The 24320-nt window shown below is 42.6% G+C and carries 24 protein-coding genes; 16 read left to right on the top strand and 8 right to left on the bottom strand.

The window, feature by feature from the left end:
• Positions 1 to 169: 169 nt before the first annotated feature.
• The 8 genes from RsY01_RS02480 to scrK all read left to right on the top strand — a co-directional run bounded on the left by RsY01_RS02480 (position 170) and on the right by scrK (position 9213).
• The gene (locus RsY01_RS02480; protein WP_094783978.1) at positions 170 to 2332 is read left to right on the top strand and encodes a Tex family protein; all 2163 of its coding nucleotides are present in this window, start codon (positions 170 to 172) and stop codon (positions 2330 to 2332) included.
• A complete protein-coding gene (locus tag RsY01_RS02475) occupies positions 2316 to 2786 on the top strand; it encodes a SprT family protein (RefSeq protein ID WP_094783977.1) in 471 nt (156 codons plus the stop codon). Before RsY01_RS02480 ends, RsY01_RS02475 begins: the two co-directional genes overlap by 17 nt.
• Positions 2783 to 3601, top strand: coding sequence for a DNA/RNA non-specific endonuclease (locus tag RsY01_RS02470; protein ID WP_094783976.1), 819 nt, complete (start codon positions 2783 to 2785; stop codon positions 3599 to 3601). Before RsY01_RS02475 ends, RsY01_RS02470 begins: the two co-directional genes overlap by 4 nt.
• A gap of 20 nt (positions 3602 to 3621) precedes the next feature.
• Positions 3622 to 4623: an adenosine deaminase gene (gene add / locus RsY01_RS02465; RefSeq protein WP_094783975.1), complete on the top strand. Its 1002-nt coding sequence runs from the start codon at positions 3622 to 3624 to the stop codon at positions 4621 to 4623.
• A 58-nt stretch (positions 4624 to 4681) separates the two neighbouring features.
• Positions 4682 to 5407 (top strand): GntR family transcriptional regulator, encoded by a 726-nt coding sequence (locus RsY01_RS02460; RefSeq protein WP_238594935.1) that lies wholly within the window; start codon positions 4682 to 4684, stop codon positions 5405 to 5407.
• Between the two features lie 136 nt (positions 5408 to 5543).
• Positions 5544 to 6827, top strand: a complete 1284-nt coding sequence (gene celB / locus RsY01_RS02455; RefSeq protein ID WP_094783974.1) for a PTS cellobiose transporter subunit IIC — start codon at positions 5544 to 5546, stop codon at positions 6825 to 6827.
• Positions 6828 to 6870: 43 nt separating this feature from the next.
• On the top strand, positions 6871 to 8292 hold the full coding sequence (locus RsY01_RS02450; protein ID WP_094783973.1) for a glycoside hydrolase family 1 protein: 1422 nt from the start codon (positions 6871 to 6873) through the stop codon (positions 8290 to 8292).
• A 54-nt stretch (positions 8293 to 8346) separates the two neighbouring features.
• Positions 8347 to 9213, top strand: a complete 867-nt coding sequence (gene scrK / locus RsY01_RS02445; protein WP_094783972.1) for a fructokinase ScrK — start codon at positions 8347 to 8349, stop codon at positions 9211 to 9213.
• A gap of 177 nt (positions 9214 to 9390) precedes the next feature.
• Here the strand turns inward: scrK and rnjA are convergent, their stop codons facing one another.
• Positions 9391 to 11088, bottom strand: a complete 1698-nt coding sequence (gene rnjA, locus RsY01_RS02440; protein ID WP_094783971.1) for a ribonuclease J1 — start codon at positions 11086 to 11088, stop codon at positions 9391 to 9393.
• A gap of 88 nt (positions 11089 to 11176) precedes the next feature.
• Positions 11177 to 11407: a DNA-directed RNA polymerase subunit epsilon gene (locus RsY01_RS02435; RefSeq protein WP_094783970.1), complete on the bottom strand. Its 231-nt coding sequence runs from the start codon at positions 11405 to 11407 to the stop codon at positions 11177 to 11179.
• Between the two features lie 171 nt (positions 11408 to 11578).
• On the opposite strand from RsY01_RS02435, the gene tsaB reads away from it, so the two are divergent.
• The 5 genes from tsaB to RsY01_RS02410 are packed head-to-tail and all read left to right on the top strand — an operon-like array spanning position 11579 to position 14725.
• On the top strand, positions 11579 to 12286 hold the full coding sequence (tsaB, locus tag RsY01_RS02430; protein ID WP_094783969.1) for a tRNA (adenosine(37)-N6)-threonylcarbamoyltransferase complex dimerization subunit type 1 TsaB: 708 nt from the start codon (positions 11579 to 11581) through the stop codon (positions 12284 to 12286).
• The gene (rimI, locus tag RsY01_RS02425) at positions 12258 to 12824 is read left to right on the top strand and encodes a ribosomal protein S18-alanine N-acetyltransferase (RefSeq protein ID WP_238594934.1); all 567 of its coding nucleotides are present in this window, start codon (positions 12258 to 12260) and stop codon (positions 12822 to 12824) included. The genes tsaB and rimI (RsY01_RS02425) overlap by 29 nt, the downstream gene beginning before the upstream one ends.
• Complete coding sequence (rimI, locus tag RsY01_RS02420; RefSeq protein ID WP_094783967.1) at positions 12821 to 13267, top strand: ribosomal protein S18-alanine N-acetyltransferase; 447 nt, start codon at positions 12821 to 12823, stop codon at positions 13265 to 13267. Before rimI (RsY01_RS02425) ends, rimI (RsY01_RS02420) begins: the two co-directional genes overlap by 4 nt.
• Positions 13264 to 14280: a tRNA (adenosine(37)-N6)-threonylcarbamoyltransferase complex transferase subunit TsaD gene (gene tsaD / locus RsY01_RS02415; RefSeq protein WP_094783966.1), complete on the top strand. Its 1017-nt coding sequence runs from the start codon at positions 13264 to 13266 to the stop codon at positions 14278 to 14280. Before rimI (RsY01_RS02420) ends, tsaD begins: the two co-directional genes overlap by 4 nt.
• Before the next feature lie 31 nt (positions 14281 to 14311).
• Positions 14312 to 14725 (top strand): GNAT family N-acetyltransferase, encoded by a 414-nt coding sequence (locus RsY01_RS02410; RefSeq protein ID WP_094783965.1) that lies wholly within the window; start codon positions 14312 to 14314, stop codon positions 14723 to 14725.
• A 77-nt stretch (positions 14726 to 14802) separates the two neighbouring features.
• Here the strand turns inward: RsY01_RS02410 and yidC are convergent, their stop codons facing one another.
• Positions 14803 to 15735, bottom strand: coding sequence for a membrane protein insertase YidC (gene yidC / locus RsY01_RS02405; RefSeq protein WP_094783964.1), 933 nt, complete (start codon positions 15733 to 15735; stop codon positions 14803 to 14805).
• A gap of 237 nt (positions 15736 to 15972) precedes the next feature.
• On the opposite strand from yidC, the gene RsY01_RS02400 reads away from it, so the two are divergent.
• Positions 15973 to 16347 (top strand): VOC family protein, encoded by a 375-nt coding sequence (locus RsY01_RS02400; RefSeq protein WP_094783963.1) that lies wholly within the window; start codon positions 15973 to 15975, stop codon positions 16345 to 16347.
• Between the two features lie 73 nt (positions 16348 to 16420).
• Here RsY01_RS02400 and RsY01_RS02395 read toward each other — a convergent pair whose 3' ends face one another.
• The 5 genes from RsY01_RS02395 to RsY01_RS02375 form a co-directional block, all read right to left on the bottom strand.
• Complete coding sequence (locus RsY01_RS02395; RefSeq protein ID WP_094783962.1) at positions 16421 to 18124, bottom strand: phospho-sugar mutase; 1704 nt, start codon at positions 18122 to 18124, stop codon at positions 16421 to 16423.
• A 113-nt stretch (positions 18125 to 18237) separates the two neighbouring features.
• Positions 18238 to 18819 carry an ECF transporter S component gene (locus RsY01_RS02390; RefSeq protein WP_094783961.1) on the bottom strand — a complete coding sequence of 194 codons (582 nt, stop codon included), beginning with the start codon at positions 18817 to 18819 and terminating at the stop codon, positions 18238 to 18240.
• A gap of 84 nt (positions 18820 to 18903) precedes the next feature.
• Positions 18904 to 19446: a phosphopantothenoylcysteine decarboxylase gene (gene coaC / locus RsY01_RS02385; protein WP_094783960.1), complete on the bottom strand. Its 543-nt coding sequence runs from the start codon at positions 19444 to 19446 to the stop codon at positions 18904 to 18906.
• Positions 19415 to 20128 carry a phosphopantothenate--cysteine ligase gene (locus RsY01_RS02380; protein ID WP_094783959.1) on the bottom strand — a complete coding sequence of 238 codons (714 nt, stop codon included), beginning with the start codon at positions 20126 to 20128 and terminating at the stop codon, positions 19415 to 19417. Before RsY01_RS02380 ends, coaC begins: the two co-directional genes overlap by 32 nt.
• 403 nt (positions 20129 to 20531) lie before the next feature.
• Positions 20532 to 20720: a 4-oxalocrotonate tautomerase gene (locus tag RsY01_RS02375; RefSeq protein WP_094784228.1), complete on the bottom strand. Its 189-nt coding sequence runs from the start codon at positions 20718 to 20720 to the stop codon at positions 20532 to 20534.
• A 337-nt stretch (positions 20721 to 21057) separates the two neighbouring features.
• On the opposite strand from RsY01_RS02375, the gene RsY01_RS02370 reads away from it, so the two are divergent.
• Together RsY01_RS02370 and nagE are read left to right on the top strand one after the other, a co-directional pair.
• The gene (locus tag RsY01_RS02370; protein ID WP_094784227.1) at positions 21058 to 21894 is read left to right on the top strand and encodes a PRD domain-containing protein; all 837 of its coding nucleotides are present in this window, start codon (positions 21058 to 21060) and stop codon (positions 21892 to 21894) included.
• A gap of 48 nt (positions 21895 to 21942) precedes the next feature.
• A complete protein-coding gene (gene nagE, locus RsY01_RS02365) occupies positions 21943 to 23931 on the top strand; it encodes an N-acetylglucosamine-specific PTS transporter subunit IIBC (RefSeq protein ID WP_094783958.1) in 1989 nt (662 codons plus the stop codon).
• The last annotated feature ends 389 nt before the right edge of the window (positions 23932 to 24320 follow it).

Raw genomic sequence — 24320 nt, 5'->3', positions numbered from 1 at the left:
GTGCATAAAAAATACCCTTTTGTAGGTGCTGAGGAGAGAAGTATTATAATCAATAAATTATTGATGTGTTAATATATTTTAAGCTTGATATAGAATCATATCATAATTCATTGACACTTATAGCAGCAGATAAAAGGCAAAAAACGTCTTTTTTTGGTATAATAAACCAATGAAAACTAATGAACAAATCGAGAAAATCTCAGCTTTACTATCAATTTCACCTAAGCAAATCCAGCAAGTTCTAGACCTGACGAGTGAGGGCAATACGATTCCCTTTATCGCACGTTACCGGAAAGAAGCAACGGGGGATTTGGATGAGGTTCAAATCAAGGCGATTGTGGACGAAAATGACCGTGCTATCAAACTAGATGAGCGTAAAACAGCAGTTCTTACGAAAATTGAAGAACTGGGCAAGCTGTCAGATGATCTCAAGAAAAATATCCTAGCGGCTGAAAAACTGTCAGAAGTTGAAGAATTTTACCTGCCTTACAAAACCAAACGCCGAACCAAAGCGATGATTGCTAAGGAGCGTGGCTTGTTTGGCTTGGCCAAGGTCATCATGCAAAATGGTGATGTTGCAAGGAGTGCTGAGGGCTATCTAAACGAGGAGGTGCTATCAACTGACGATGCGATTTCAGGTGCGCTTGATATCTTATCTGAGGCCATTTCTGAAGATGTGAAGATGCGGGCTTGGGTGCTCAATGAAATCAAGCAAAACTCACGCCTGACGACGTCTGAAAAAGATAGCAGTCTGGATGAGAAGAATGTCTTTCAGATTTACTATGATTTTTCGGATAAAGTGTCTGAAATTCCGAATTATCGGGTTTTGGCGGTTAATCGGGGCGAAAAACTCGGCATTTTGACGGTCAAGTTTGAGCATAATGTCGACAAGATGACGCTCATGTTTGAGAGTCGCTACAATGCTAAGACCAACGCTTACCTGAAAACGGCTATTAATGAGGCGCTTAAATCGAAGATTATTCCTGCCATGGAGCGCAATGTTCGGGCTGAGCTGAAAGAGCGTGCGGAAGACGGCGCGATTGAAACTTTCGGTAAAAATCTGCGTAATCTCTTGCTTGTCGCACCCTTGAAAGGCAAGGTTGTCCTTGGGTTTGACCCTGCCTTTAGAACGGGCGCTAAAATCGCCATCGTCGATAAAACTGGTAAAATGCTGATGACGACGGTGATTTATCCTGTCAAACCAGCCTCTGCTAAGCAGATTGAGCTGGCAAAAGTGGAGCTGACGAAGCTGATTACAGATTACGAAGTGGAAATGATTGCCATTGGCAATGGGACAGCATCGCGAGAAAGTGAGCAGTTTGTCGCAGACGTTATCAAAGACAATCACTTATCTGCCAAATACGTCATCGTGTCGGAAAGTGGGGCGTCTGTCTATTCAGCCAGTCCCTTGGCGCGAGAAGAATTTCCTGATTTGACCGTCGAAAAACGTTCAGCCATTTCTATTGCCCGTCGTCTGCAAGATCCACTAGCTGAATTAGTGAAAATCGAGCCAAAAGCGATCGGTGTCGGACAATATCAACACGATGTGTCTGAGAAAAAATTGACAGAAAATCTAGATTTCGTCGTTGAGACAGTGGTCAACCAAGTCGGTGTCAATGTCAATACGGCAAGCGCTAGCTTGCTGTCACACGTTGCAGGTTTGAATGCCACCATTGCCAAAAATATCGTGGCCTACCGAGAAGAAAATGGCGTCATCAAGTCACGCAAGGAAATCAATAAAGTGCCACGTTTGGGGGCTAAGGCTTTCGAACAGGCTGCTGGTTTCTTGCGGATTCCAAACAGTGCTAATATCCTTGACAACACAGGCGTTCACCCAGAGTCTTACAAGGTTGTTGACCAATTATTCGCAGAATTTGGCATTCAGGAGTTGGACGATGCAGCGCGTGCCAAACTGGAAAAAGCAAACCTGAATCAACTCGCGGATAAACTGGCAGTTGGTAAAGCCACACTGAAAGACATCATTTCAGACCTGCTGAAACCCGGTCGTGATTTGCGGGATGATTTTGATGCCCCAATCTTGCGCTCGGATGTTTTATCTGTCAAAGATTTGCGTGTCGGCCAAAAACTAGAGGGTGTTGTCCGTAATGTCGTTGATTTTGGTGCCTTTGTTGACATTGGCATTAAAGAAGACGGCTTGGTCCATGTCTCTCGCATGGCTAAAAAATTCGTCAAAGATCCGTCAAGTGTCGTCGCTGTTGGGCAAATCGTAACCGTTTGGGTCTACCAAATCGACCAAAGCCGTGGCAGCAAAGTTGGCTTGTCAATGGTTGAACCAAAAGACTTACCTGAAACAAATGACAAACAAAAATGATGAACTACTGGCCTTTGTGAAATGGGTCTCGCTAACAGATTTTGGCAAACCTTTTGAGCATGACGTGAAGTTTAATGGTCGACTGAAATCAACAGGTGGCCGATTTTTTCCAAAAGATTTACATCTGGACTTCAATGAAAAGATGTATGATGCTTTTTCAGAGGATATTTTTCGGCAAATCGTCCAGCATGAACTGGTTCATTACCATCTTTATCGTGAGGGACGGGGCTATAAACATGGCAATCAAGATTTTAAAAACTTGCTCGCACAAGTAGGGGGCTTACGCTTTGCGCCACCCTTGCCAGATGTTCAAAGCTTAAGCTATCACTGTGTAAGATGTGGTCAGAGCTACCTCAGACGGCGGCGGATTAATCTGAAAAAATATCGCTGTGGCAAATGTCGTGGCAAATTACAATTAGACTTAACGCGAGATAGAAAAGGAAGTCAGCATTGAAAAAATCTGATCAGAAAAAATTAATCAAATCAGGCGAGAAAGTGTTCAATCGTCTGACAAAAACGCAGCAACTGATCGTTTTAGTTGTGCTAGTCATTGGTGTTGCAGGCTACTTTATCTTCGCACAGTCAGGTGGTCATAACCTATCTTCACAAGAAAAGATCATTAAGGCGACCAATGCTGGGGAGTTGCTCAAACTCAAATGGGATGGTTCTGATCGTTATTTTGTCAAGATAAATGGTGGTAAATCAACCTTTTCAGCTGCGGCATTATCACAGGATTCCAATCAGGATGACTGGCTGAAGTTTTCGCCCCTTGATAGCCTAGGCAGAGCCAATCAAGCCAATGCACGCCTGAGTTATGATCGCTATATGCAAGTCAAAACCATGGTTCGACCGAGAATTCCCAATAATCCTGCGGGTTGGGCCTACAATGGTCGATCAAATAATCAGCAGATTGATTTTAATGGTGGCAAGGTCACGCTTTATAATCGCAGTCATTTGGTGGCGTGGATGTTTTCGGGCGATGCGGGGAGCAAGGAAAATCTGGTGACGGGCACGCGGGCGATGAATTCGCCAGGCATGCAGGACTTCGAGACGCAGATTTCGGATGTCTTGTACTATAAGAAATTACACGTGCGCTATCAGGTGACGCCGGTTTATCAGGGCAAGGAGTTGCTGCCGCGTGGCGTGCAGCTGATGGCGAAATCAATCGAAGATGATGGCAAAGCCTGTGATATCAATGTCTATATTTTCAACGTTCAGCCCGGCTATCAGATTGATTATCTGACAGGTGTTGGTCAAAAAATGAAGTGAATGAGAGGAGTGCTGCGAGCATGCGGATAACACGATTAGAAATTGAGCAGTTGCCTAAAGTGGAGTTGCACTGTCATCTGGACGGGTCGATTGCCATGCCAACGATTCGGCGTTTAGCGCAACAGGCAGGGATTGAGTTGCCTGTTTCAGATGATGATTTGCGCCAAAAAATCACAGCCCCTCAAGATGCTGACAATTTGCTGGCCTATCTAGCGCCCTTTGACTTCGTCTTGCCCATGTTGCAAACTGAAGCAGCGCTTGAACTGGCGGCCTATGATATTCTCGAGCAAGCGCAAAAAGACAATATCCGCTACATGGAAATCCGCTTTGCCCCAACTTTGCACACGGCAGGTGGCTTGACGCTACCCCAAATCGTTGCGGCAGTCACACGTGGCTTAGTCGCAGGCGAACGCGATTTTCAGGTTAAAGCGAATGCCTTGCTTTGCGGCATGCGTCACGAATCTGTCGACAGTATTCTGACGGTCGTCGAGTTATTTGCAGACGGTGGCTTGACGCATCTGGCGGGCTTTGATTTAGCGGGAGTAGAGGTAGATGGCTTTCCAGAGCATTTCGCCCCAGTCTTAGAAAAGGTCAGGTCTGAACAGATTCCGTTGACCTTGCACGCTGGCGAATGTGGCTGTGCCCAAAATGTTTTAGGGGCTATTAAGGCGGGTGCCAGTCGAATCGGTCATGGTGTGGCCTTAAAAGACATCCCTGAAAGCTGGCCAGATTTGGCTGCAAACAAGATTACCATTGAAATGGCACCAACCTCTAATTTTCAGACCAAGGCGGTGGATACCTTGGCCAACTATCCCTTCAAAAAACTGTTTGATGCGGGTGTCAGGGTAACGATTAACACCGATAACCGGACGGTTTCAGATACAACTTTGAATGATGAATATGAAAAAATTGCAGACTGGTATGACTTGAGTGAAACAGACTTTCGCCAGATTACGCGTTATGCCTTTGAGGCAAGTTTCATGTCGCAGGAGCAGCGTGAGCTATTGGCGAAAGAATTTTAATTGAGTTTATAGGCAGATGTATGTAAAAAATATTTGAAATTTATGCTAAAATTAAAGCATGAAAATACAAAAATACTTGACGATTGCAAACATTCTCAGAAATAAAATACTGTCGGGGGAATTCCCAGTTAAAAGTAAATTACCCTATGAACGGGAACTGATTGAAACTTTTCAGGCGTCTAAAATGACGGTAAAAAAGGCGACAGATTTATTAATGGATGAGGGACTGATTACAAAAGTCAAGGCAAAAGGTGCGTTTGTCAATGATTTTACGAAAGCATCGCTAGATAGAAGACGGGAAATTAATTATTTTAGAGGCTCAACAGCTTTGTTTGCAGATAAAAAGGTCATCTCTAATGTGTTGGTTTTTGAAATTGTTTCTGCGGATGAGCTGGTTCGGCAAAAGCTAAATTTTAAGACAGCAGATGAGCCAGTTTACCATATCAAACGCGTGAGGAGCAAGGATGATAAGCCCTTTGTTCTTGAAGAAATGTGGATGCCAGTCAATCTGATTCTAAATTTGAAATTAGAGCATGTGGAAAATTCCATTTATGAGTATATTGAACAACAGTTAGGTTATATTATTGAAGAGTCTCATAGAAGAATTGCGGTTCATGTAGCGGATGAACAAGAGTCGGAGTTGCTGAAAATGGAGATTGGCAAACCCGTTGTTTTAACAACACAGACCGCACGATTTTTAACAGGACAAATATTTGAATATTCAAGGGTCACACATATAGGTGAAGAATTTAGTCTAGAAGTTATCTTGACACGCAAAATTTAATCTATACATTGGAGTAGGAAAACCTATCTTTAACAGTAAAATACTGCCATAAGAGCTATACATTATAAAAAATGCTATTGCAATCCGAGTTTGAAAGCGTTATCATGAGGACATAAAATAATGTTGGAGGTTTCTTATGAATCACTTTATGGATGCACTCGGTGCCAAAATAGCACCAATTGCTCAAAAAATCGGTGCTAACCTGTATTTGACGGTACTCCGAGATGCTTTTATGCTCAGTTTTCCACTCACAATGTTTGGCTCCTTTATCGTCGTCTTTAACAATTTACCATTTTGGTCGGATTCAGTTAAAACACAGTTTTCAAATTTGTTTGGTAATGGTCAAAATGCGACGATGTCAATTATGACCGTATTTGTCACATTAGGGATAGGCTATTATTTTTCAAAAGCTAAAGAAGTTGAAGCCATTTTTGGCGCAGTCGTTTCACTCGCATCATTTCTGATTTTAACACCCTTTTTCATGACGGTTATGGATGGGAAAAAAGAAATTCAAGCGACTGGTTTATTATCACTAGATAGACTTGGCGCTAAAGGGATGTTTCTGGGTATGATTGCAGCCTTTTTAGCGGCAAAAGTTTATGTTTACTTGACCCAAAAAGGTCTTGTGATTACCATGCCTGATGGTGTACCGCCTGCCGTTGCTAAATCTTTTTCAGCCCTGATTCCAGTTTTGGGAACACTTTTACCATTTTTAATTGGGAATGCCGTGATGATTGGTGTTTTTGATACAAATTTGCATGATGTGATTTACAATATCATCCAAAAACCACTGACAGGTCTTGGGACATCATTAGTCGGGACAGTTATTGCCATCTTCTTTGTTCAATTTCTTTGGTTTTTTGGTCTCCATGGTCAGGTTATTGTCAACTCTGTTTTTGAGCCATTTTGGCAAACAAATGGTCTTGATAATGCTGAATTACTTAAAAAAGGAAATGCGACCCTTCAAGAACACGGTCACATTGTCACAAAATCATTTATGGATACTTTCACAGTATCATTAGGCGGTTCAGGCTCAACCTTGATTGTCTTGATTTTGATTATGATCATTATGACCAAGAAACAGTATAAAGAAGTGGCACGCTTAGCCATTGCACCAGGAATATTTAATGTCAATGAGCCAGTTATTTTCGGGCTACCAATGGTTATGAATGCCTCACTATTCATTCCATGGTTGCTTGCGCCGATTGTATCAGTCATCATTGCTTATGCCGGCTTTGCCTCAGGTATTGTCCCACTGACAACTGGGGCACAAGTCCCTTGGACAATGCCAGCAGTTATTTCAGGATTTCTTGCGACCAATTCAATCATGGGAAGTCTACTTCAAATTGTGCAGATGATTGTCGTTGGTTTAATCTATCTACCGTTCTTGATGATGGTAGATAAAATAAAGGAAGACTAACGTTATCAATCGCCTCATATCAAACAAAATAGAAAGAAGATGTATGACAAGACTTGAATTTCCAAAAAACTTTTGGTGGGGTGCTGCGACATCTGGCCCACAAACAGAAGGTCGATTTCAGAAGTCACATGCCAATATCTTTGATTATGATTTTGAGAAATTTCCAGAGCATTTTTGGCACGGTATTGGTCCAGATACAGCATCAAATTTCTATCATGATTTCAAACAAGATATTGCCCTGATGAAAGCAGCAGGCTTAAATTCCGTCAGAACATCAATCCAATGGACACGACTCATTGATGATTTAGAAACAGGGACGGTCAATTCAGAAGCGGTCAGTTTTTATAATGCCGTCATTGATGAATTTATCAAAAATGGGATTAGACCTGTTATTAATTTGCACCACTTTGATTTACCAGTCGCACTTCTGCATCGTTATGGAGGTTGGGAGTCTAAACAGGTTGTTGAGCTATATGTGGCATTTGCAGAAAAATGTTTTGACCTGTTTTCTGATCGGGTATCGGATTGGGTGACACATAATGAACCGATGGTGGTGGTTGAAGGTGGTTACCTCTATCAATTTCATTATCCAGATATTGTCGATGGCCGAAAAGCTGTACAAGTTGCCTATAATTTGCAGCTTGCCTCTTCAAAAGCTATTGCAGCATTTCGTCAGGTTAATCAGCATCCTGACGGGAAAATCGGTATTGTCCTTAATCTCACCCCTAACTATCCTGCGACGACTTCTGAAAGTGACCAAGCTGCAGCCCATTTTGCAGATTTATGGCAAAATCGGTTATTTATGGATGCTTCGGTCAATGGCGAATTTCCAAGAGAGCTAGTCGATATTTTAACAAGGGATGAGGTTATCTGGACCAGTTCGAAAGAGGAACTAGAAATCATTCGGCAAAACACAGTGGACTATTTAGGCATCAATTTTTATCATCCCAATAGGGCGCAGGCACCCAGATATTCATCAGATTCGCTTGCTGTTGATTGGTTACCCAATAAATATTTTGAAGCCTATGACAAACGTGGTGTTCGAATGAACGTTGATAAAGGTTGGGAAATATATCCTAAAGCACTTTTCGATATTGCTCAAAATATTCAAGAAAATTATGGTAATATCGCCTGGTTTGTGTCAGAAAATGGCATGGGGGTCAGTCAAGAAGAACGCTATTTAGCTGAGGATGGGATGATTCACGATGCCTATCGGATAACCTTTATTAAAGAACATCTTTACTATCTGTATCAGGCGATAGAAACAGGCGCAAATTGTTTTGGCTACCACCTTTGGGCCCCTATTGATTGCTTTAGCTGGCGTAATTCCTATCGAAATCGTTATGGTTTAATTTCTGTTAATTACCATACGCAAGAAAAGGCTTTGAAAAAGTCAGCCTATTTTTTTAGAGAACTTTCGAAGACATCAAGTCTTGAGATTTCAGATTCTGAGATGGAGAAGTAGCGTATTGATCATTTTTAAGTAATAGGCTGTGATAACTAGGAGGAAAAGTGAAAAATGTTACTAGGTAGTATTGAAGCGGGTGGTACAAAATTCGTCTGCTCGGTAGGCGATGAAAAATTTGAAGTGCAAAACTCAATTAACTTTCCAACAACTACGCCGGGGGAGACTTTACAGCAAGCCATTGATTATTTTAAACAATATGACGTTGCCGCGATTGGGGTTGGCTCATTCGGTCCAATTGATATGATTCGTGAGTCAAAAACTTACGGCTATATGACGACAACCCCTAAACCTCATTGGTCTAATACGGATGTTATGGGCTTTTTGAAATCTCAATTGGCTGTGCCAATGTACTTTACAACAGACGTTAATGCCTCTGCTTATGGCGAGCTGATTGCACAAGGAATCCAAAATTTGGTCTATTTTACTATTGGAACTGGCATCGGTGCGGCGGCGATTCAGCAAGGTCAATTCATTGGTGGCATCTCCCATGCAGAAATGGGGCATCAATTTGTTAAACGCCACCCAAAAGATTTGGCATTTAAAGGAATTTGCCCCTTTCATGGAGATTGTTTAGAAGGTGTCGCCTCAGGCCCCAGTCTTAAAGCACGTACGGGTATTTCTGGCGAAGATATTGCACTGGATTCAGAAGTTTGGGACATTCAAGCTTATTATATTGCCCAAGCAGCTATATCAGCAACTTTAACTTTAGCACCAAGCAAGCTTATTTTTGGTGGCGGTGTGATGGCACAAGAGCATATGATGACACGTGTCAGAACGCACTTCAAAGCCTTATTAAATGGTTATGTTATGACGCCACCACTGGAAGACTATTTACAAGTCACATCAATTGCCAATAATGGTGCTGCAACGTTAGGTAATTTTGCTTTGGCATTAAAGGAATTGAGACATAAAACTTAAAGCCACTGAGTAAAGCTAGTTATAAAACTGGTCTTGTGAAAAATTGAATCTCTGTAAGAGAAACCAATCGTAGTTGATGGCTCTGAAAGGCTTGATGAGTTAGGATTGCCAAGGTCAACAAAAGCCAATAAAAAGCCCTACAAACCTATCAGACGTTTGTAGGGCTTTTGTTATCACTTATTTCTTATCAGGTGTCAAGACCATCGGAATAATAATCGGTTCACGTTCTAACTCACGATAGAAGAAAGGCTTAATCGCTTCAGTCATCGCGCGTGCCACACTAGCCTCATTGGCATTTTCATCAGTCATGGCTTTACGAATGGCATTGAACAAGACACGTTGGCCTGAGCGAATCAAATCGCCAGACTCACGCATATAGATGAAGCCACGGCTGAGCATATCAGGCCCCGCTAAAATCATCTTGCTCTTGAAGTCAACCGTCGCAACGGCAAGGACGACACCATCTTCTGACAATTCATGACGATCGCGAAGGACAGCATTGCCGATATCGCCGATCCCATTGCCATCGACGTAGGTATCTTGGGCATTGAAGTGACCTGCAGGACGTGCAGAATCAGCGGTCAGTGCCAGAACATCACCATTTTCAAAAATGAAACAGTTGTCTTTCGGCACACCCGTATCTTGGGCAAGCCCAGCATGGATTTTCAGCATCCGATATTCGCCATGGACGGGCATGAAATATTTCGGCTTAATCAAGCGGAGCATGAGTTTCTGCTCTTGCTGACCACCATGACCGGACGTGTGAATATTGTTCATCTTACCATAGATGACCTTAGCACCCGCCTCAGCGATACGGTTAATCAGCTGATTAACGCCATGGGTATTGCCGGGAATGGCATTAGACGAGAAGACAACGGTGTCGCCCATTTGCAAGGTCACAAAACGGTGCATGCCATTGGCGATACGACTGAGCGCAGCCATTGGTTCACCCTGTGAGCCAGTACACATGATTAGTAATTCATGGGGTTGGTATTGATTGACCTCGCCAGGTTCGATAAAGGTATCTTTTGGTGCTTTGATATAACCAAGTTCAATCCCATTGACAATGGCTTTCTCCATTGAACGACCAAAGACAACGATTTTACGACCAGTCTTAACGGCACCCTCAACGGCTTGTTGTAAACGGAAGATATTTGAGGCAAATGAGGCGAAGATAATCCGACCTTCGATGCGCTCAAAGATTTTTTGAATAGACGCGCCGACCACTTTTTCAGAATGTGAGAAAGTTGGAATCTCAGCATTTGTCGAGTCAGAAAGGAGCAGGAGCACGCCTTCCTCGCCAAGCGCAGCCATACGGTGCAAGTCAGCAGGTTCGCCAACGGGTGTAAAGTCAAACTTAAAGTCACCCGTGGCAACGATTTTACCCTGCGGTGTATCAATGACCATGGCGATAGGCTCAGGAATTGAGTGAGTGGTGCGGAAGAATGACAGTTTTAAATGTTTGAAAGCAATCGTATCATCAGGGTGAATTTCAAAGAGTTTGGCATCACGCAAGAGACCGTGTTCTTCAAGTTTACCGCGGATTAAGGCAAGGGATAAGGGGCCAGCATAAATCGGCACATTGGCTTGTTTAAGCAGAAAAGGAATGCCACCGATATGGTCTTCGTGACCATGGGTGATAAAAACACCCTTGATACGGTCTTGATTTTCAACGATATAGCTGTAATCAGGAATGACATAGTCAACCCCGAGCAAATCGTCTTCTGGGAATTTGATGCCGGCATCAACGATGATAATCTCATCTTGGTATTCGACACCGTAAGTGTTTTTACCGATTTCGCCGAGTCCGCCAATGGCGAAAACCGCGACTTCATCGGGTTTGATGTTTAGAGTGGTGTAGCTGTTAGTAGTCATCTTTCTCTTTTCTAATTTTTTATTTTGTATGATATATTTTTGGGTTTATGAAAAAACTTGTGACGAATCTCACAAGTTGTAAGGTTGCTTAAAAGGTTGTGATGTTAAAGCCTGCAGATTCTTTCTCGTATGCGGCTTGTGCATCGCTGATGGCGTCGATAAATTCAACATGGCAATCGGTATTGTCACGCATAATTTCGCGGGCTTGAATGACACCTTGACGCACGTCAGTTGTATCAAGCTCTAAGTAGAGTGAGTGTGTTGTTTCGCGTTTAGGGCTACGTTTTTTAGTTTCTTGATAAAAGACTTTGAAAAGCATGTTTTTTCTCCAGTATAATTGTATATTTTTACAGGTGCACCTTTAATACAGGTCGCATTATTGCAATTACTTAAATTTTAGCATAAAATAGTAATATATTCAACCTGCACACATCTCAACCAGATTAACACGATAAGTCAGGCTGTAAACCTTAGGAAGACACCGCAAGAAATGAAACTATTAGCTTTTGACACCTCAAGTCAGGCGTTGTCTGTCGCATTGACAGAAGACGAGCACCTGCTTGGGAAGATTGATTTAAACATCAAGAAAAATCACAGTATAACGCTGATGCCAGCGATTGACTTTCTGATGACAAACGCTGCGATTCGGCCCGAAGAACTGGACAGAATCGCTGTGGCACAAGGCCCCGGCAGCTATACAGGACTCCGGATTGCCGTCACGACGGCTAAAACCTTGGCTAGCACCCTTGGCATCGACCTTGTTGGCGTGTCAAGCCTAGCTGCGATTGCGGCAAATGTTACTGTCACAGGCAAAGTTGTTCCCCTGATTGACGCCAGACGGCAGAATGTCTATGCTGGCATTTATGAAAATGGGACAAGCGTCAGTCAAGAGCAGCATATGGCATTAGAACAGTTGTTGGAGACACTGAAAAACGAGCAAGACCTGTACTTTACAGGTGAGCTGGCAAACTTTCGGGAGCTGATTGCACAGATCTTACCGCAAGCCAAGTTTGTGGAAAATGCTGAGCGCAGGTTGCCTAACGCCTATCAAATCGCGCGCTTGGGCGCAGGTTATGAGCCAGTCAATGTGGACGCATTTGTCCCAGAATATTTGAAAAAAGTAGAAGCAGAAGAAAAATGGTTGGAGACACATGCAGAAAATCAAGGCAATGATACACACTATATCCAAAAAATTTGAAGGTCAGGATTTTCGGCAGTATCGCGCTTTTGATGATGTTGATTTGGATGTGGTGATGGGGCAAGCGCGCTATCGGATTGCTGAGCGTGAGGATATCGTGAGTTTTCTGGCGATTGAGCGCGATGTCTATGCGGGTGACACACCGTGGACGTTTTCGCATTTTGAGCATGAGATTATGACCAATGATCTGGCGATTTTTCTCACAGCTGAAGCTGACGGTAAAATCGTTGGCTTTATCGGGGCGCGTGTCGTGCCTGAGAAAAATTCGGTTCACTTGTCAAATCTAGGCGTGTATAGCGCCTACCAACGTCAAGGGATCGGGTCAAATCTTGTCAAAAGACTGGCAGAATTGATGCGACAACTGGGCGTTGACTCACTGACGTTAGAAGTGAAAAGAGATAATCTACCCGCCCAAGCCATGTATCGGAAGTTAGGCTTTGAGACAAAAGAAATCTTACCCGGCTACTATGACAATCAACTAGACGGACTGTGGATGGTTAAGGCATTAGCGCCGACAAGTGATAAACGAGCTGTATGATTAGCATTAGACAACTTAATTTTTTGACAGACTGTTATCGCGATTTTGCGGTAGAGATTCAGGCAATTTTAGATGAGTTATACGACGTTTCTCCTTGGACATTTGAGCAGACTTTTGTGGATCTTTTACGTGAAGAGACGGTCTATTATCTGGCTTTTTCAGAAGATCAGAAAGTCCTCGGTTTTCTAGCGCTGTCAGTCGTCATGGATGAGATTGAAATTACCAATATCGCTGTTGCTAAAGCCTATCAGTCGCAAGGGATTGCCAGTTTATTACTTGAACAACTGGCAGAACTTGACGGCAAAGTTTTCCTAGAAGTTCGTGCCTCAAATGAAAAAGCCCGCAAGTTATATGAAAAATTTGAGTTTGAAGCCTATTATCAGCGAAAGGATTACTATCAAAATCCGCAAGAAGATGCGATTTTAATGAAGAGAGAAAAATGACAGAACAGTATATATTAGCTTTTGAGACTTCCTGTGATGAGACCAGTGTTGCGGTCTTGAAAAATGGTCAAGAGCTGTTAAGCAACGTGATTGCGAGTCAAATCGAAAGTCACAAACGTTTTGGCGGTGTCGTGCCAGAAGTGGCCAGCCGTCATCATGTCGAAGTCATCACAGCCTGTATCAATGAAGCCTTGGCAGAAGCTGAGATCACACCATCTGACTTGACAGCGGTTGCCGTTACTGAAGGGCCAGGTCTTGTTGGCGCGCTCTTAGTGGGTGTTGCTGCAGCCAAGGCTTTTGCTTGGGCCAATCACTTGCCCCTTGTCCCAGTCAATCACATGGCGGGACATTTATGGGCGGCGCGTCAGGTTAAACCGCTTGACTTTCCGCTCATGGCTTTGCTTGTCAGTGGCGGTCATACCGAGCTTGTCTATGTGGCAGCACCCGGTGATTATAAAATTATTGGCGAAACGCGTGATGATGCCGTTGGCGAAGCCTATGATAAGGTTGGTCGGGTGATGAACTTGACTTATCCTGCAGGGAAAGAAATTGATGCCTTGGCGCATCAAGGTCAAGATGTCTTTAATTTTCCGCGTGCCATGATGAAACACGACGATCCCGCCCTTGAGTTTAGCTTTTCAGGTCTCAAATCTGCCTTTATTAACACCGTCCACAATGCGGAGCAAAAGGGTCAGACCCTTGATAAAAAAGACCTCTCCGCAAGTTTTCAAGCAGCGGTCATGGACGTTTTAATGGCTAAAACGAAAACAGCCTTACAGCAATTTCCAGTGAAAATGCTAGTGGTCGCAGGTGGCGTCGCAGCAAATCATGGCTTACGTGAACGTTTAGCCGCTGAAATCACAGACATTGATGTGGTCATTCCACCGCTTAGACTGTGTGGCGATAATGCGGGCATGATAGCCTATGCCAGTGTCTGCGAGTACAACCAAGGCCATCTAGCAGGACTAGACTTAAATGCACGACCTAGTTTGAGTTTTGAGACATTGGACTGATTGGATAAGTTGGCTTGATGAGGGAGGGCAAATGCTGATACATGAGCAAGATTTTGAACAAACAGAAAGTGTCTTAATGCAAATACTTGAAGCTTATGAAGTTGAACAAACAGGGCATGAGCCAAGTGTTACTGAAAAATATGCTTGGAGCATCAATGTCCAAGAACAGTTTGCGGGTGGTTTGACTTGCACCATTTGGCATGATGTCATGCATATCAGTCTATTAGCGATTGAAAAAGGCTATCGTCATCAAAAGTTAGCGACAAAATTGATGATGGTTGCACAAGAGAAAGCGATTGAACAAGATGTGACGACTATAACGCTCAACACGCAAGATTTCCAAGCACGGGGATTTTATGAAAAACTTGGCTTTACAGTCTTTGGCGAATTAAAAGACGTGCCTTATGTGGGGACGTCGAGATATTATTTAGTGAAACGACTTTGATAGATTTTTTTCTAACACTAAAAAGCGATGTCATCTGATTTATTCAGACGACATCGCTTTTTAGTGTTAGTCAGCGCTTATTTGCGTTGCTTACCAGCATTCCGATTTTTCTTATGACCACTTGAAATGGCGCTGTTAAAGTCTTGTTTGGCTTTGGCAACATTTTGAGGTGTCACATCTTTCAAGCCAGCCGTTTTGACAATAGGTGGGTTGGCTTCAAATTCTTTGTCAATTTTCTCACGTAAGTGAGGTTTGATGATAAAGGTCACAATCACTTGCTGGATGATACCGAAGATACCACCGATAACCCAGTAAAGGGTCACACCGGCAGGGGAGCTGAATGAGAAGAAGACAATCATCAAAGGACTCATGAACATCATCGTTTTCATTTGTTTCTTCTGTTCTTCATCAATGCCAATCGTTGAGATGTAACTTTGACCGAAGTAGAAGATACCTGCAACGATAGTTAAGACAATGCTTGATTTACCGAGGTCAATGCCGAGGAATGTTGCTGTCGAGATGCCGTCAGTGTAGCGTGCCGCATAGAAGAGTGCCGAGAAGAAAGGCATCTGAATCAAGAGTGGGAGACAGCCCATCGAGCCGAACATACTCACACCATTTTCTTTTTGGGCAGCCATGAGTTCAGACTGCGCCGCCATTTTTTCTTCATTGGTCGTTGCATTCTTCATGCGATTTTGGATAGGTTCCAAAACAGGTTTCAAATAACGCATTTTTTCTTGCATGTAGCTAGATTTGTAGGCTTGATTGAGACCAAGTGGCAAAATGACTAAGCGAACGATAATCGTGACTAAAATAATCGCCAGACCGAAACCGAAGCCCAGATTATGGGCGAAGAATTCAACCGCAGCGCTCATTGGCTTAACGAGAATCTTATAAACCCAGCCGTCGCCAGTTGGTTTGCCGTTTTTTGTCTGCACACAGCCCGTCAAAAAAAGGAGTGCTGTCAGCATAAAACCTGACAACAAAAGTCGTTTAGATGTTTTTTTCAAGATTTTCCTAATTTCTAATGGCTACTAATAAAAAGCGCCAAAAATATATATAGTCCTATTTTACCATAAAAAAAACGGATTTTTCAAAAAAAGTTGTCTCGTCCATAGAATTAGGACTTTAGACCGAGCATGATTTAATGAGTCTCAACTGACGATTAAGCAATTAATAGGTTTGGTAGCGCTTGCAGTATCAGCTATTTTAATGCTATAATGAAACTATCATGAAAGGAGAATGATATGAAAGTAGGTGCTCAAGTATATGTCAAGGGAAGTGGTGAAGCAGTTGACAAGTATTGTCAAGCATTTGGTGCTGAAATCGCTTTTCAGATTAAATCTTCCGAAAATACTTATGAACATTGTGAATTGACAGTCAATGGCAAGTTTTTCATGTGTGTGAGTGAGGCACCAGCCGATTCTGAACGAACAAGCGGACAAGCTTGGCAAACGATGGCATTTAACGTTAATGACATGGGTTCAGAGCAAGCCGTCAGAAAAGTACATGATATTTTAGGAGAGGGCGGGAAAGTGCTCCATTTAGGCCCTCGACCTTGGTGCACTTTCTGCGCAGACATTGTCGACAAATTCGGCGTGTTCTGGTGGATTGGTATTTAAAACGCTTATCGCATCAAAAAATGCCCTCCAAAAGTTAGCGCTAACTTTTGGAGGGCATTTTTTCAAGTTTAAATTATTTAATGAACGCTTTGATTTCAGCATCAAAGGCGTCAAGTTTAGCAGCAGAAACAGTATCAGTTTCGCCAACCGCAGCCAAGTAAAATTTGATTTTTGGTTCGGTACCAGAAGGGCGAACCGCAAGCCAAGAGCCGTCTTCAAGATGATATTTGAGTACGTTTGATGGTGGTGTTGTCAATTTCTCAACAGCCCCATCCGCAGCAGTCGCTGTGTTTTCAAGGAAATCTTCTGTCAAGACAACTTTGATACCGTTAAATGACGCTGGTTGATTGCCACGGAATTTATCCATAACCGCCTTGATTTGTGCTGCACCGTCAATGCCCTCAAGGGTAACAGAAATCGTATTTTCAAGATAGAAACCATATTCAGCGTAAATATCTTGGATACCGTCATACAACGTTTTGCCCAGAGATTTATAGTAAGCAGCCACTTCACAGATCAAAAGCAGCGCTTGAATCGCATCTTTATCCCGAACGAAAGGTTTAATCAAGTAACCAAATGATTCTTCAAAGCCCATCATGTAAGTGTGGCTACCGGTTTCTTCAAATTCTTGGATTTTCTCAGCAATGAATTTGAAACCAGTTAAGACGTTGAACATTTTAACGTCGTAAGATTTGGTAATCGCGGTCACTAATTCTGTGGAAACGATTGATTTGACAACTGCAGCATTTGCAGGGAGGGTGCCGGCTTGCTTGTGCGCTTCAAGGATATACTTAGCCAAGACAGCACCGATTTGGTTACCAGAAAGTGGTTGGTAATTACCATTTGGCAAGCGAACTTCCACACCGATACGGTCAGCATCTGGGTCAGTTGCGACCAACATGTCAGCATCGACTTCGCGACCGAGTTTTTCTGAGAGTTCAAAAGCAGCTTGACTTTCAGGGTTGGGTGATTTAAGGGTTGGAAAGTCGCCATCAGGAATGGCTTGTGCTTCAACAACTGCAATTTTTTCAAAGCCAGCCTGTGCCAATGTTTTACGACCGAGCATTTCGCCAGTCCCATGAAGTGGCGTGAAAACGATATTGAGGTTCTTACCAAATTCATCGATGACAGCTTGGTTAATCGTCACAGATTTGACCTGTTCCAAATATTTTTGGTCAATATCATCGCCAATGATGGTGATGAGGTCGCTAGCTTCATCAGCACGTGCGATATGGAAAATATCGTCAATTTCTTGGATATAATCTGTGAGTTGATCCGCATCTTCAGGCGGCATTTGTCCGCCATCTTCGCCATAAACCTTGTAACCATTGTAAGGCGCAGGGTTGTGAGAAGCGGTAATCATAATCCCAGTCAAGGTGTTCAATTCTCGGATGGCAAAGGATAACTCTGGCGTCGGGCGCAGTGACTCGAACACGTAAGATGGAATATCATGGAGTGCCAGAACGCGCGCGGCATCAAACGCAAACTCGCGTGAAAAATGACGTGAATCATAGGCAATTGCGACGCCACGTTTTTTAGCATCGCCCTTAGCGTCCATGAGACGGGCAAGACCTTCGGTTGTTTGGCGAACCGTGTAGATATTCATGCGATTCGTGCCGACACCAATCAAGCCACGTTGACCCGCAGTTCCGAATTCAAGTGATGTATAGAAAGCATCTTCTTTCGTATGCTCGTCCATTGTCACAAGCTCAGCTTTGAGATAATCAGGGAGTTCGGCAAAATCAGCCCATTGTTGGTAAGTTTCTTTGTAAGACATGTGGTTTCCTTTCGCTTTGTAAGCATCTTTAATTTAGAATTTAATTTTTAGAAAGCATTTTCATACAAGACTATTTTAACAAAAAAAAACGTGAATTTCACGTTTTCCGAAGTTTAATTCCTAAATTTGATTAAAATTGGGACAATGCTTGCTGTCAAAATGGTTGCAGCAATGGCTTCAGCGATTGAATTTGTCGCGATGATAGAGGCAATCAGTGCTTTGAAAGTCATATTGAGTTGATTATTGAATAATAGGAAAGCTGAGCCTAAGACTAAAATGGTATTGGTAGCAGAGCCGAGAAAGCCAGCAAGTCCAGCACCAAATCGATTTTTAGCCAGTCCATAGATGAAAAATGGCAGAATGCCAACGAGAATCCGAGGCACAAAGGCCACAAAGAGGGACCAACCATTCCCATCAGGCGCAAAGGGTGAGAATAAAAATGACGTCGGAATGGGTGCCATGGTTGAGTTTAAGAAGGAAATCATCCCCATGATAAAGCCGAGAAAAGCCCCTTTCCGCCAGCCCAGCACGATTGAGCCGATAATCACAGGAATATGCACCAATGTCGGTTGGATTGGAAACGGCCAAAACGTATAGACAATTTTGGATAGGAGATGAATGACCACCATGATGGCAATGAAAATACTAAGGATTGCGATGTCAGAAGCTTTGGAGTTGTTTTTTTGAGAAGTCATATATACGTACGAGCCAGTGATACGTCACAGAACTCGATTCCTTTCTATAAAATAAAGCTTAGGAGAGAGTGTCAGATGAAAACATTAACCTTTGCAACTATCCTGAACATATTGGACGATATCAGCGACATCTGCTAAGGCACCACGACCGACATCACCACAAGCTAGCATGGCAACTTTAGGTTCAATGGTCATGAAGCCAAAATCAAGCAAGGTTTGAATATTACGCTGCGTGAGCGGATTTTCATACATATTGGTATTCATAGCCGGTGCGATGATTTTTTTGACACCTTGTGGCAGAGCCAGCGCAACAGCTGAGACGATATCGTCAGCTCGTCCTTGCGCTAGGCGGGCAATCGTATCTGCTGAAGCCGGTGCGACTAAGAAAATCTCCGTCTCTTTGGCCAAGTCAATGTGGTTGACGCTATCAACCTTGTCTTCTGCCATAACATCTGTATGAACGGCTCGTTTAGAGAGGACTTGCAACGTCAGTGGTGTGATGAAAGCCTGTGCGGCGTCTGTCATTAAAACGGTCACTTGATGGCCGAGTTTGCCCAGTGCAGACGTGATATCGGCAGCCTTATAGGCGGAAATGCTACCGGTGATGGCGAGTGTGATATTTGTCATAAGTTTCCTCACTTTTCCTGACGATTAAGTCAGCAATCTCAAGTTTTGTATCGGCTGCTATAACTGCCCCTTGACTGACGAGTAGACCGTGATGCCGTGTTTCAGTAATCTCCGCCAGATCATTTGCCAGCACATAGTCAGCTTGATTTTGGGTCAATGCTGATCTGGCGACAGCAATCAGCTGTTCTTTTGAGACATCGACCAGGAGCTTGAAGCCAAATAAAACAATGTTTGGCTTTAGCTTTTTAATAGTAGAGATAATCTTGGGTGTCTTTTTCAAAAACATGACTTGATAGTCAGCCTGAGAAGAAATCTTGTCTTCTGTATTCTGCTTGACTAAAAATTCATGAAGATCTGATGAAGCGGCAACTGTCTCAAAGTCAGTCATATAAACTGGCGTATAGTCAGAAACTGCCATACTATGGATGAAAACATCAGCTTGAGGCACCCATTTAGCAGTAGCGGCCAACAAATCAGAGACGTCAGAAATGGTCTGAATGGTCAGATTAGGATGGGGGGCAGGCAAAACAGCCTCGCGACCAGCCAATAAAATAACTTCATAATTTGCCATTAAAAAACGTTCGGCGATGAGCTTTCCTAAACTGCCCGTCGCAAAATTCGTAATACCGCGAACCTGGTCAATGTTTTCAGTCGTCCCACCAGATGTGATAAGAATACGCATGATAAGCCTTTCAGAGATGTTTTCATTATTATATCACATATATTTTTATTATTATAGCACAAAAATGAAAGGGAGTGAAATATATAATTCACCGTTTTGTCATAGGGTTGTCATTGACAAAAAACAAATAACGATATGTAATATAATTATAACATGTAGAAGGGTGTCGGTAAGATCAAAATTGGTAGTATTATTAATTGTCAACCTATTTCTTTCTCAGAAAAAATAACAGGAATAGTTAGGAAAAAATACACCAATACATTTCTTGTAGAAGTGATGTCTTGGGAAAATGACACGCAAAATGAATTGAAGACACTGTATCGCTATGTCCTCGTTAAAAAGTAGCCGTTTACTATAGATTGACTGAAAAATGAGCTCTGACATCAAAATCAGAACTCATTTTTTAGTTCGTCGCTTTTTTCATCTCACCTTCTGGGAAGTAAGTGCCTACTTTCATGTCGTTAATAAAAACATGGATAGCAGATTTTGGGGCACCGGTATTTTTGATAACAGCTTCAGTGATATCGTGCGCAAGTGCAATTTTTTGTTCGTCAGTGCGACCTTCAAATAAATCAACATGGACAAATGGCATCATGGTATTCCTCTTTTCTTATGATAGAAGTATTTTGACATACTTTTAGGAAAAATTCAAGTTAAGCATTGTAAAGTCGTTATGTCAATGCTTGAATCAATAATACGGCAACATTTTTAAAAAAATATCTAAAAAATTTAAAAATCCGCTTGACAAATTGGTATAGACCTGTTAAAATAAAATTGTTAACAGATGTAAACGATTTCATGTGACTAGATCATACTAGGCATGGCACAAGTCTGAAAAAAGGGTGTTTAAACCCTATTTCGGCTACGCCATGCCTCTTTTTATGGTTGCATGAGATGTTTTATTTCTTTTCTGCAGGAGAAAGAAAATGATGGAAATTCAAAAAGCACTGAATCAAAATGCGGTACTTGTCCTTGACGAAGGACAGGCAAAAGTCGCAATTGGTAAAGGGATTGGTTTCAAAGCGAGACCAGGTGAAACAATTGCGCAAGAGGTAATTGAACGCCTGTTTGTGATGGAACCTGAGGGGGTTAAAAAGCTACAAACGCTGTTGGGGCAGATTGATGAAAAGTTCTTCTTTGCGACTGAGGATATTATTGTTCGTGCAGAGGCAGTGCTTGGGGAGAAGTTAAATCCTCATATCAATATCGGTCTGTGTGATCATATCGCATTTGCAGCTGAAAATATTCAAAATCATATTTTTGTCCGCAATAAGTTGTTGAAAGAAATTGAAGTCCTCTATCCCGAAGAGTTTTCAATTGCCCAGTGGGCAGTCGATTACCTCAAACGGGAGTTGGATATTCCGTATAGCTTTGATGAGGCGGGCTACATTGCCATCCATATTCATACCGCTAGATGCAAAAACTCTGACAACAGTGAAAGTATTCGTGAAATTACGATTATTTCAGAAATTGTGCGCTTAATAGAAAATGAATTGCAGTTTTCTTTTGACGGCGAAGACTTTGCGCTAACGTATTCTCGTTTGGTTAATCATTTGCGATTATTTATTCAACGTTCTCAAACGAAACGTTATGTGGGTCTCGATCAAGAGATTATGGGGCTTGTCCAAGAAAAGTATCCTGAAAGCTATGCGATTGCGAAAAAAATCCAAATTTTGATGCAGCTGGATTTTCAGTATCAAGTTTTAACTGAAGAATTAGGTTATCTCGCCATCCATATTGAGCGATTGCGGATGATCAAGAAGTAAGGCTTTACATTTTTAATTATTTTTATATTAAATGGAGGAACACATGCTATGAAAGCATACATGCAGAGAATGGGACGCTCATTGATGCTCCCAGTTGCAACATTACCTGTTGCGGCACTTTTTTCAGGGATTGGTTACTGGATTGATCCGACCGGTTGGGGCGCCAATAATATTGTTGCTGCCTTCTTATTGAAGGCTGGTGATTCAATTCTTGCCAACTTAGGTGTCTTGTTTGCCGTTGGTTTGGCACTTGGGATGTCAAAAGACAAGGACGGCGCGTCAGCCTTGACTGGTCTGGTCGCTTTCTTGGTACCAATGCAACTTTTGAATCCAGCAGCCATTGCGGCGTTCCAACACATTGATGTGGAAAAAGTCAATGCTGCTTTTACAAAAATGAACAACGGTAACGTTTTCGTTGGGATTTTGGCAGGTTTACTAGCAGCAGCCATGTATAACCGCTTTTCAAATGTCAAATTGCCGATGGCGCTTTCCTTCTTTAGTGGGAAACGTTGTGTGCCAATCGTGACAGCAGCTTTGATGCTCGTTGTCTCAGCAGCTTTGATGTTTATCTGGCCACCAATCTTTGGCGCACTGGTCGCATTTGGTGAAACCATTGCTAAAATGGGCGCTGTGGGTGCAGGTCTCTACGGTTTCTTCAACCGTTTGCTGATTCCAACTGGTCTCCACCATGCCTTGAACAATGTGTTCTGGTTTAATACTGCAGGTATCGATGATATCGGTAAATTCTGGGCTAACCAAGGTACTAAAGGGATCACAGGGATGTACCAAGCAGGTTTCTTCCCAGTGATGATGTTTGGTCTCCCAGCTGGTGCTTATGCCATCTACCGTCAAGCTCGTCCTGAAAAAAGAAAAGCAACCGCGTCATTGATGCTTGCGGCAGCCTTTGCGTCATTCTTTACTGGGGTCACTGAACCCCTTGAATTCTCATTCATGTTTGTCGCGTGGCCTTTATACGTGGTACACGCAGCCTTGACTGGTATTTCAATGTTCATCGCAGCTGTCTTCCATTGGACTGCCGGTTTCAACTTCTCAGCCGGTCTGGTCGATTTCGTCTTGAGCTTACGTGTGCCAATCGCTAATCAACCTTTGATGCTCGTTGTCTTAGGTTTGATCATGGCAGTTGTTTACTATTTCGTCTTTACTTTCGTCATTAAAACGTTCAACTTGATGACACCAGGTCGTGAAGAAGGCGAAGGGGAAGAAGAAGCTGACCTTGATGCGGCGCGTGCTGACAATAAATTCGCAGCCTTAGCAGCTCGCATCTACGCTGGTCTTGGTGGTGCAGAAAACGTCGTGTCGATTGATAACTGTACGACACGTCTCCGTCTTGTCGTGAAAGACACAGCCAAAGCTGATCAAGATAAAATCAAGGCAACTGGCGTGCCAGGTGTTCGTGTCATTGACAAAGAAAATATTCAAGTCATCGTCGGGACAGAAGTTCAATTCGTCGCGGATGAAATGAACAAAATGCAACAAAATGGCGGTGTCGTTTCAGCTGTTAGTTCAGCTACGAAAGTCACGCCAACAGCACCTGTTACGCCAACGACTGCTGGCGTAACAATTGATGTTTACTCACCAGCACAAGGGACAATGATTCCAATGAATCAAGTTGCGGATGCTGTGTTCTCTACGAACATCATGGGTGATGGCTATGCCATTCAACCAACAGAAAATACGATTTATACACCAGTTGCTGGTAAAATTTCAAGCATTTTCCCAACCCAACATGCTTTGGGCATTATGACACCAACAGGTCTTGAAGTCTTGCTACACATGGGTGTGGATACCGTTGACCTCAAAGGTGAACCTTTCACAATGAAAGTTAAATCGGGTCAAGAAGTCAAAGCTGGTGACGAAATTGCCATCATGGACCTTGCAGCCGTCAAAGCTGCTGGTAAAGGCACAGATATTATCGTTGCTTTCACGAATGGTGATGTCGTTGCTCATGTTGCCTTGACAGAACTTGGTCAAACCGTGACACCAAACCAAACAGTTGGTCAAGTGACGACGAAATAATTATTAAGAGATGAGCAAGCTACTATCTAGATGATGATAGCTTGTTTTTTTGATGGTTGTATCTTAAACTTACTGCGAAACACGACTCTGATTGCAAATCTTATCAGCAAGACTAACTCTCAAATTGATAGGTCTTTTGTGATTTTGATAGCTTTTAGCAATAATTAAACTGTTTTTAATTTCTCAAGCACATTATCAGCTTGTATTTGTTTGTTTGATCATTTACAATCAAACTCTTTATTTCAAATAGTCAGGGAATAAATTTTATTCCATTTGTTATATAACTGGAGTTTGATCAGTTCAAAATGAGTCTGTTATAGTATTTTGTGAAAAAAGTATCAAGTCTAATGAAAAAAATGAGAATAGAAACCGAATAAAGAAAGCGCTTA

This window comes from Pseudolactococcus reticulitermitis (genome assembly GCF_002260845.1).
GTDB lineage: Bacteria > Bacillota > Bacilli > Lactobacillales > Streptococcaceae > Pseudolactococcus > Pseudolactococcus reticulitermitis.
This window is presented reverse-complemented; position numbering and strand designations above follow the sequence as displayed.

Excerpts from the sequence above, each read along its gene's own strand:
- RsY01_RS02480 (WP_094783978.1), top strand. The coding sequence starts at position 170 with ATGAAAACTAATGAACAAATCGAGAAAATCTCAGCTTTACTATCAATT.
- RsY01_RS02475 (WP_094783977.1), top strand. The coding sequence starts at position 2,316 with ATGACAAACAAAAATGATGAACTACTGGCCTTTGTGAAATGGGTCTCG.
- add (WP_094783975.1), top strand. The coding sequence starts at position 3,622 with ATGCGGATAACACGATTAGAAATTGAGCAGTTGCCTAAAGTGGAGTTG.
- RsY01_RS02460 (WP_238594935.1), top strand. The coding sequence starts at position 4,682 with ATGAAAATACAAAAATACTTGACGATTGCAAACATTCTCAGAAATAAA.
- celB (WP_094783974.1), top strand. The coding sequence starts at position 5,544 with ATGAATCACTTTATGGATGCACTCGGTGCCAAAATAGCACCAATTGCT.
- RsY01_RS02450 (WP_094783973.1), top strand. The coding sequence starts at position 6,871 with ATGACAAGACTTGAATTTCCAAAAAACTTTTGGTGGGGTGCTGCGACA.
- scrK (WP_094783972.1), top strand. The coding sequence starts at position 8,347 with ATGTTACTAGGTAGTATTGAAGCGGGTGGTACAAAATTCGTCTGCTCG.
- rnjA (WP_094783971.1), bottom strand. The coding sequence starts at position 11,088 with ATGACTACTAACAGCTACACCACTCTAAACATCAAACCCGATGAAGTC.
- RsY01_RS02435 (WP_094783970.1), bottom strand. The coding sequence starts at position 11,407 with ATGCTTTTCAAAGTCTTTTATCAAGAAACTAAAAAACGTAGCCCTAAA.
- tsaB (WP_094783969.1), top strand. The coding sequence starts at position 11,579 with ATGAAACTATTAGCTTTTGACACCTCAAGTCAGGCGTTGTCTGTCGCA.
- rimI (WP_238594934.1), top strand. The coding sequence starts at position 12,258 with ATGATACACACTATATCCAAAAAATTTGAAGGTCAGGATTTTCGGCAG.
- rimI (WP_094783967.1), top strand. The coding sequence starts at position 12,821 with ATGATTAGCATTAGACAACTTAATTTTTTGACAGACTGTTATCGCGAT.
- tsaD (WP_094783966.1), top strand. The coding sequence starts at position 13,264 with ATGACAGAACAGTATATATTAGCTTTTGAGACTTCCTGTGATGAGACC.
- RsY01_RS02410 (WP_094783965.1), top strand. The coding sequence starts at position 14,312 with ATGCTGATACATGAGCAAGATTTTGAACAAACAGAAAGTGTCTTAATG.
- RsY01_RS02400 (WP_094783963.1), top strand. The coding sequence starts at position 15,973 with ATGAAAGTAGGTGCTCAAGTATATGTCAAGGGAAGTGGTGAAGCAGTT.
- RsY01_RS02395 (WP_094783962.1), bottom strand. The coding sequence starts at position 18,124 with ATGTCTTACAAAGAAACTTACCAACAATGGGCTGATTTTGCCGAACTC.
- RsY01_RS02390 (WP_094783961.1), bottom strand. The coding sequence starts at position 18,819 with ATGACTTCTCAAAAAAACAACTCCAAAGCTTCTGACATCGCAATCCTT.
- coaC (WP_094783960.1), bottom strand. The coding sequence starts at position 19,446 with ATGACAAATATCACACTCGCCATCACCGGTAGCATTTCCGCCTATAAG.
- RsY01_RS02380 (WP_094783959.1), bottom strand. The coding sequence starts at position 20,128 with ATGCGTATTCTTATCACATCTGGTGGGACGACTGAAAACATTGACCAG.
- RsY01_RS02375 (WP_094784228.1), bottom strand. The coding sequence starts at position 20,720 with ATGCCATTTGTCCATGTTGATTTATTTGAAGGTCGCACTGACGAACAA.
- RsY01_RS02370 (WP_094784227.1), top strand. The coding sequence starts at position 21,058 with ATGGAAATTCAAAAAGCACTGAATCAAAATGCGGTACTTGTCCTTGAC.
- nagE (WP_094783958.1), top strand. The coding sequence starts at position 21,943 with ATGAAAGCATACATGCAGAGAATGGGACGCTCATTGATGCTCCCAGTT.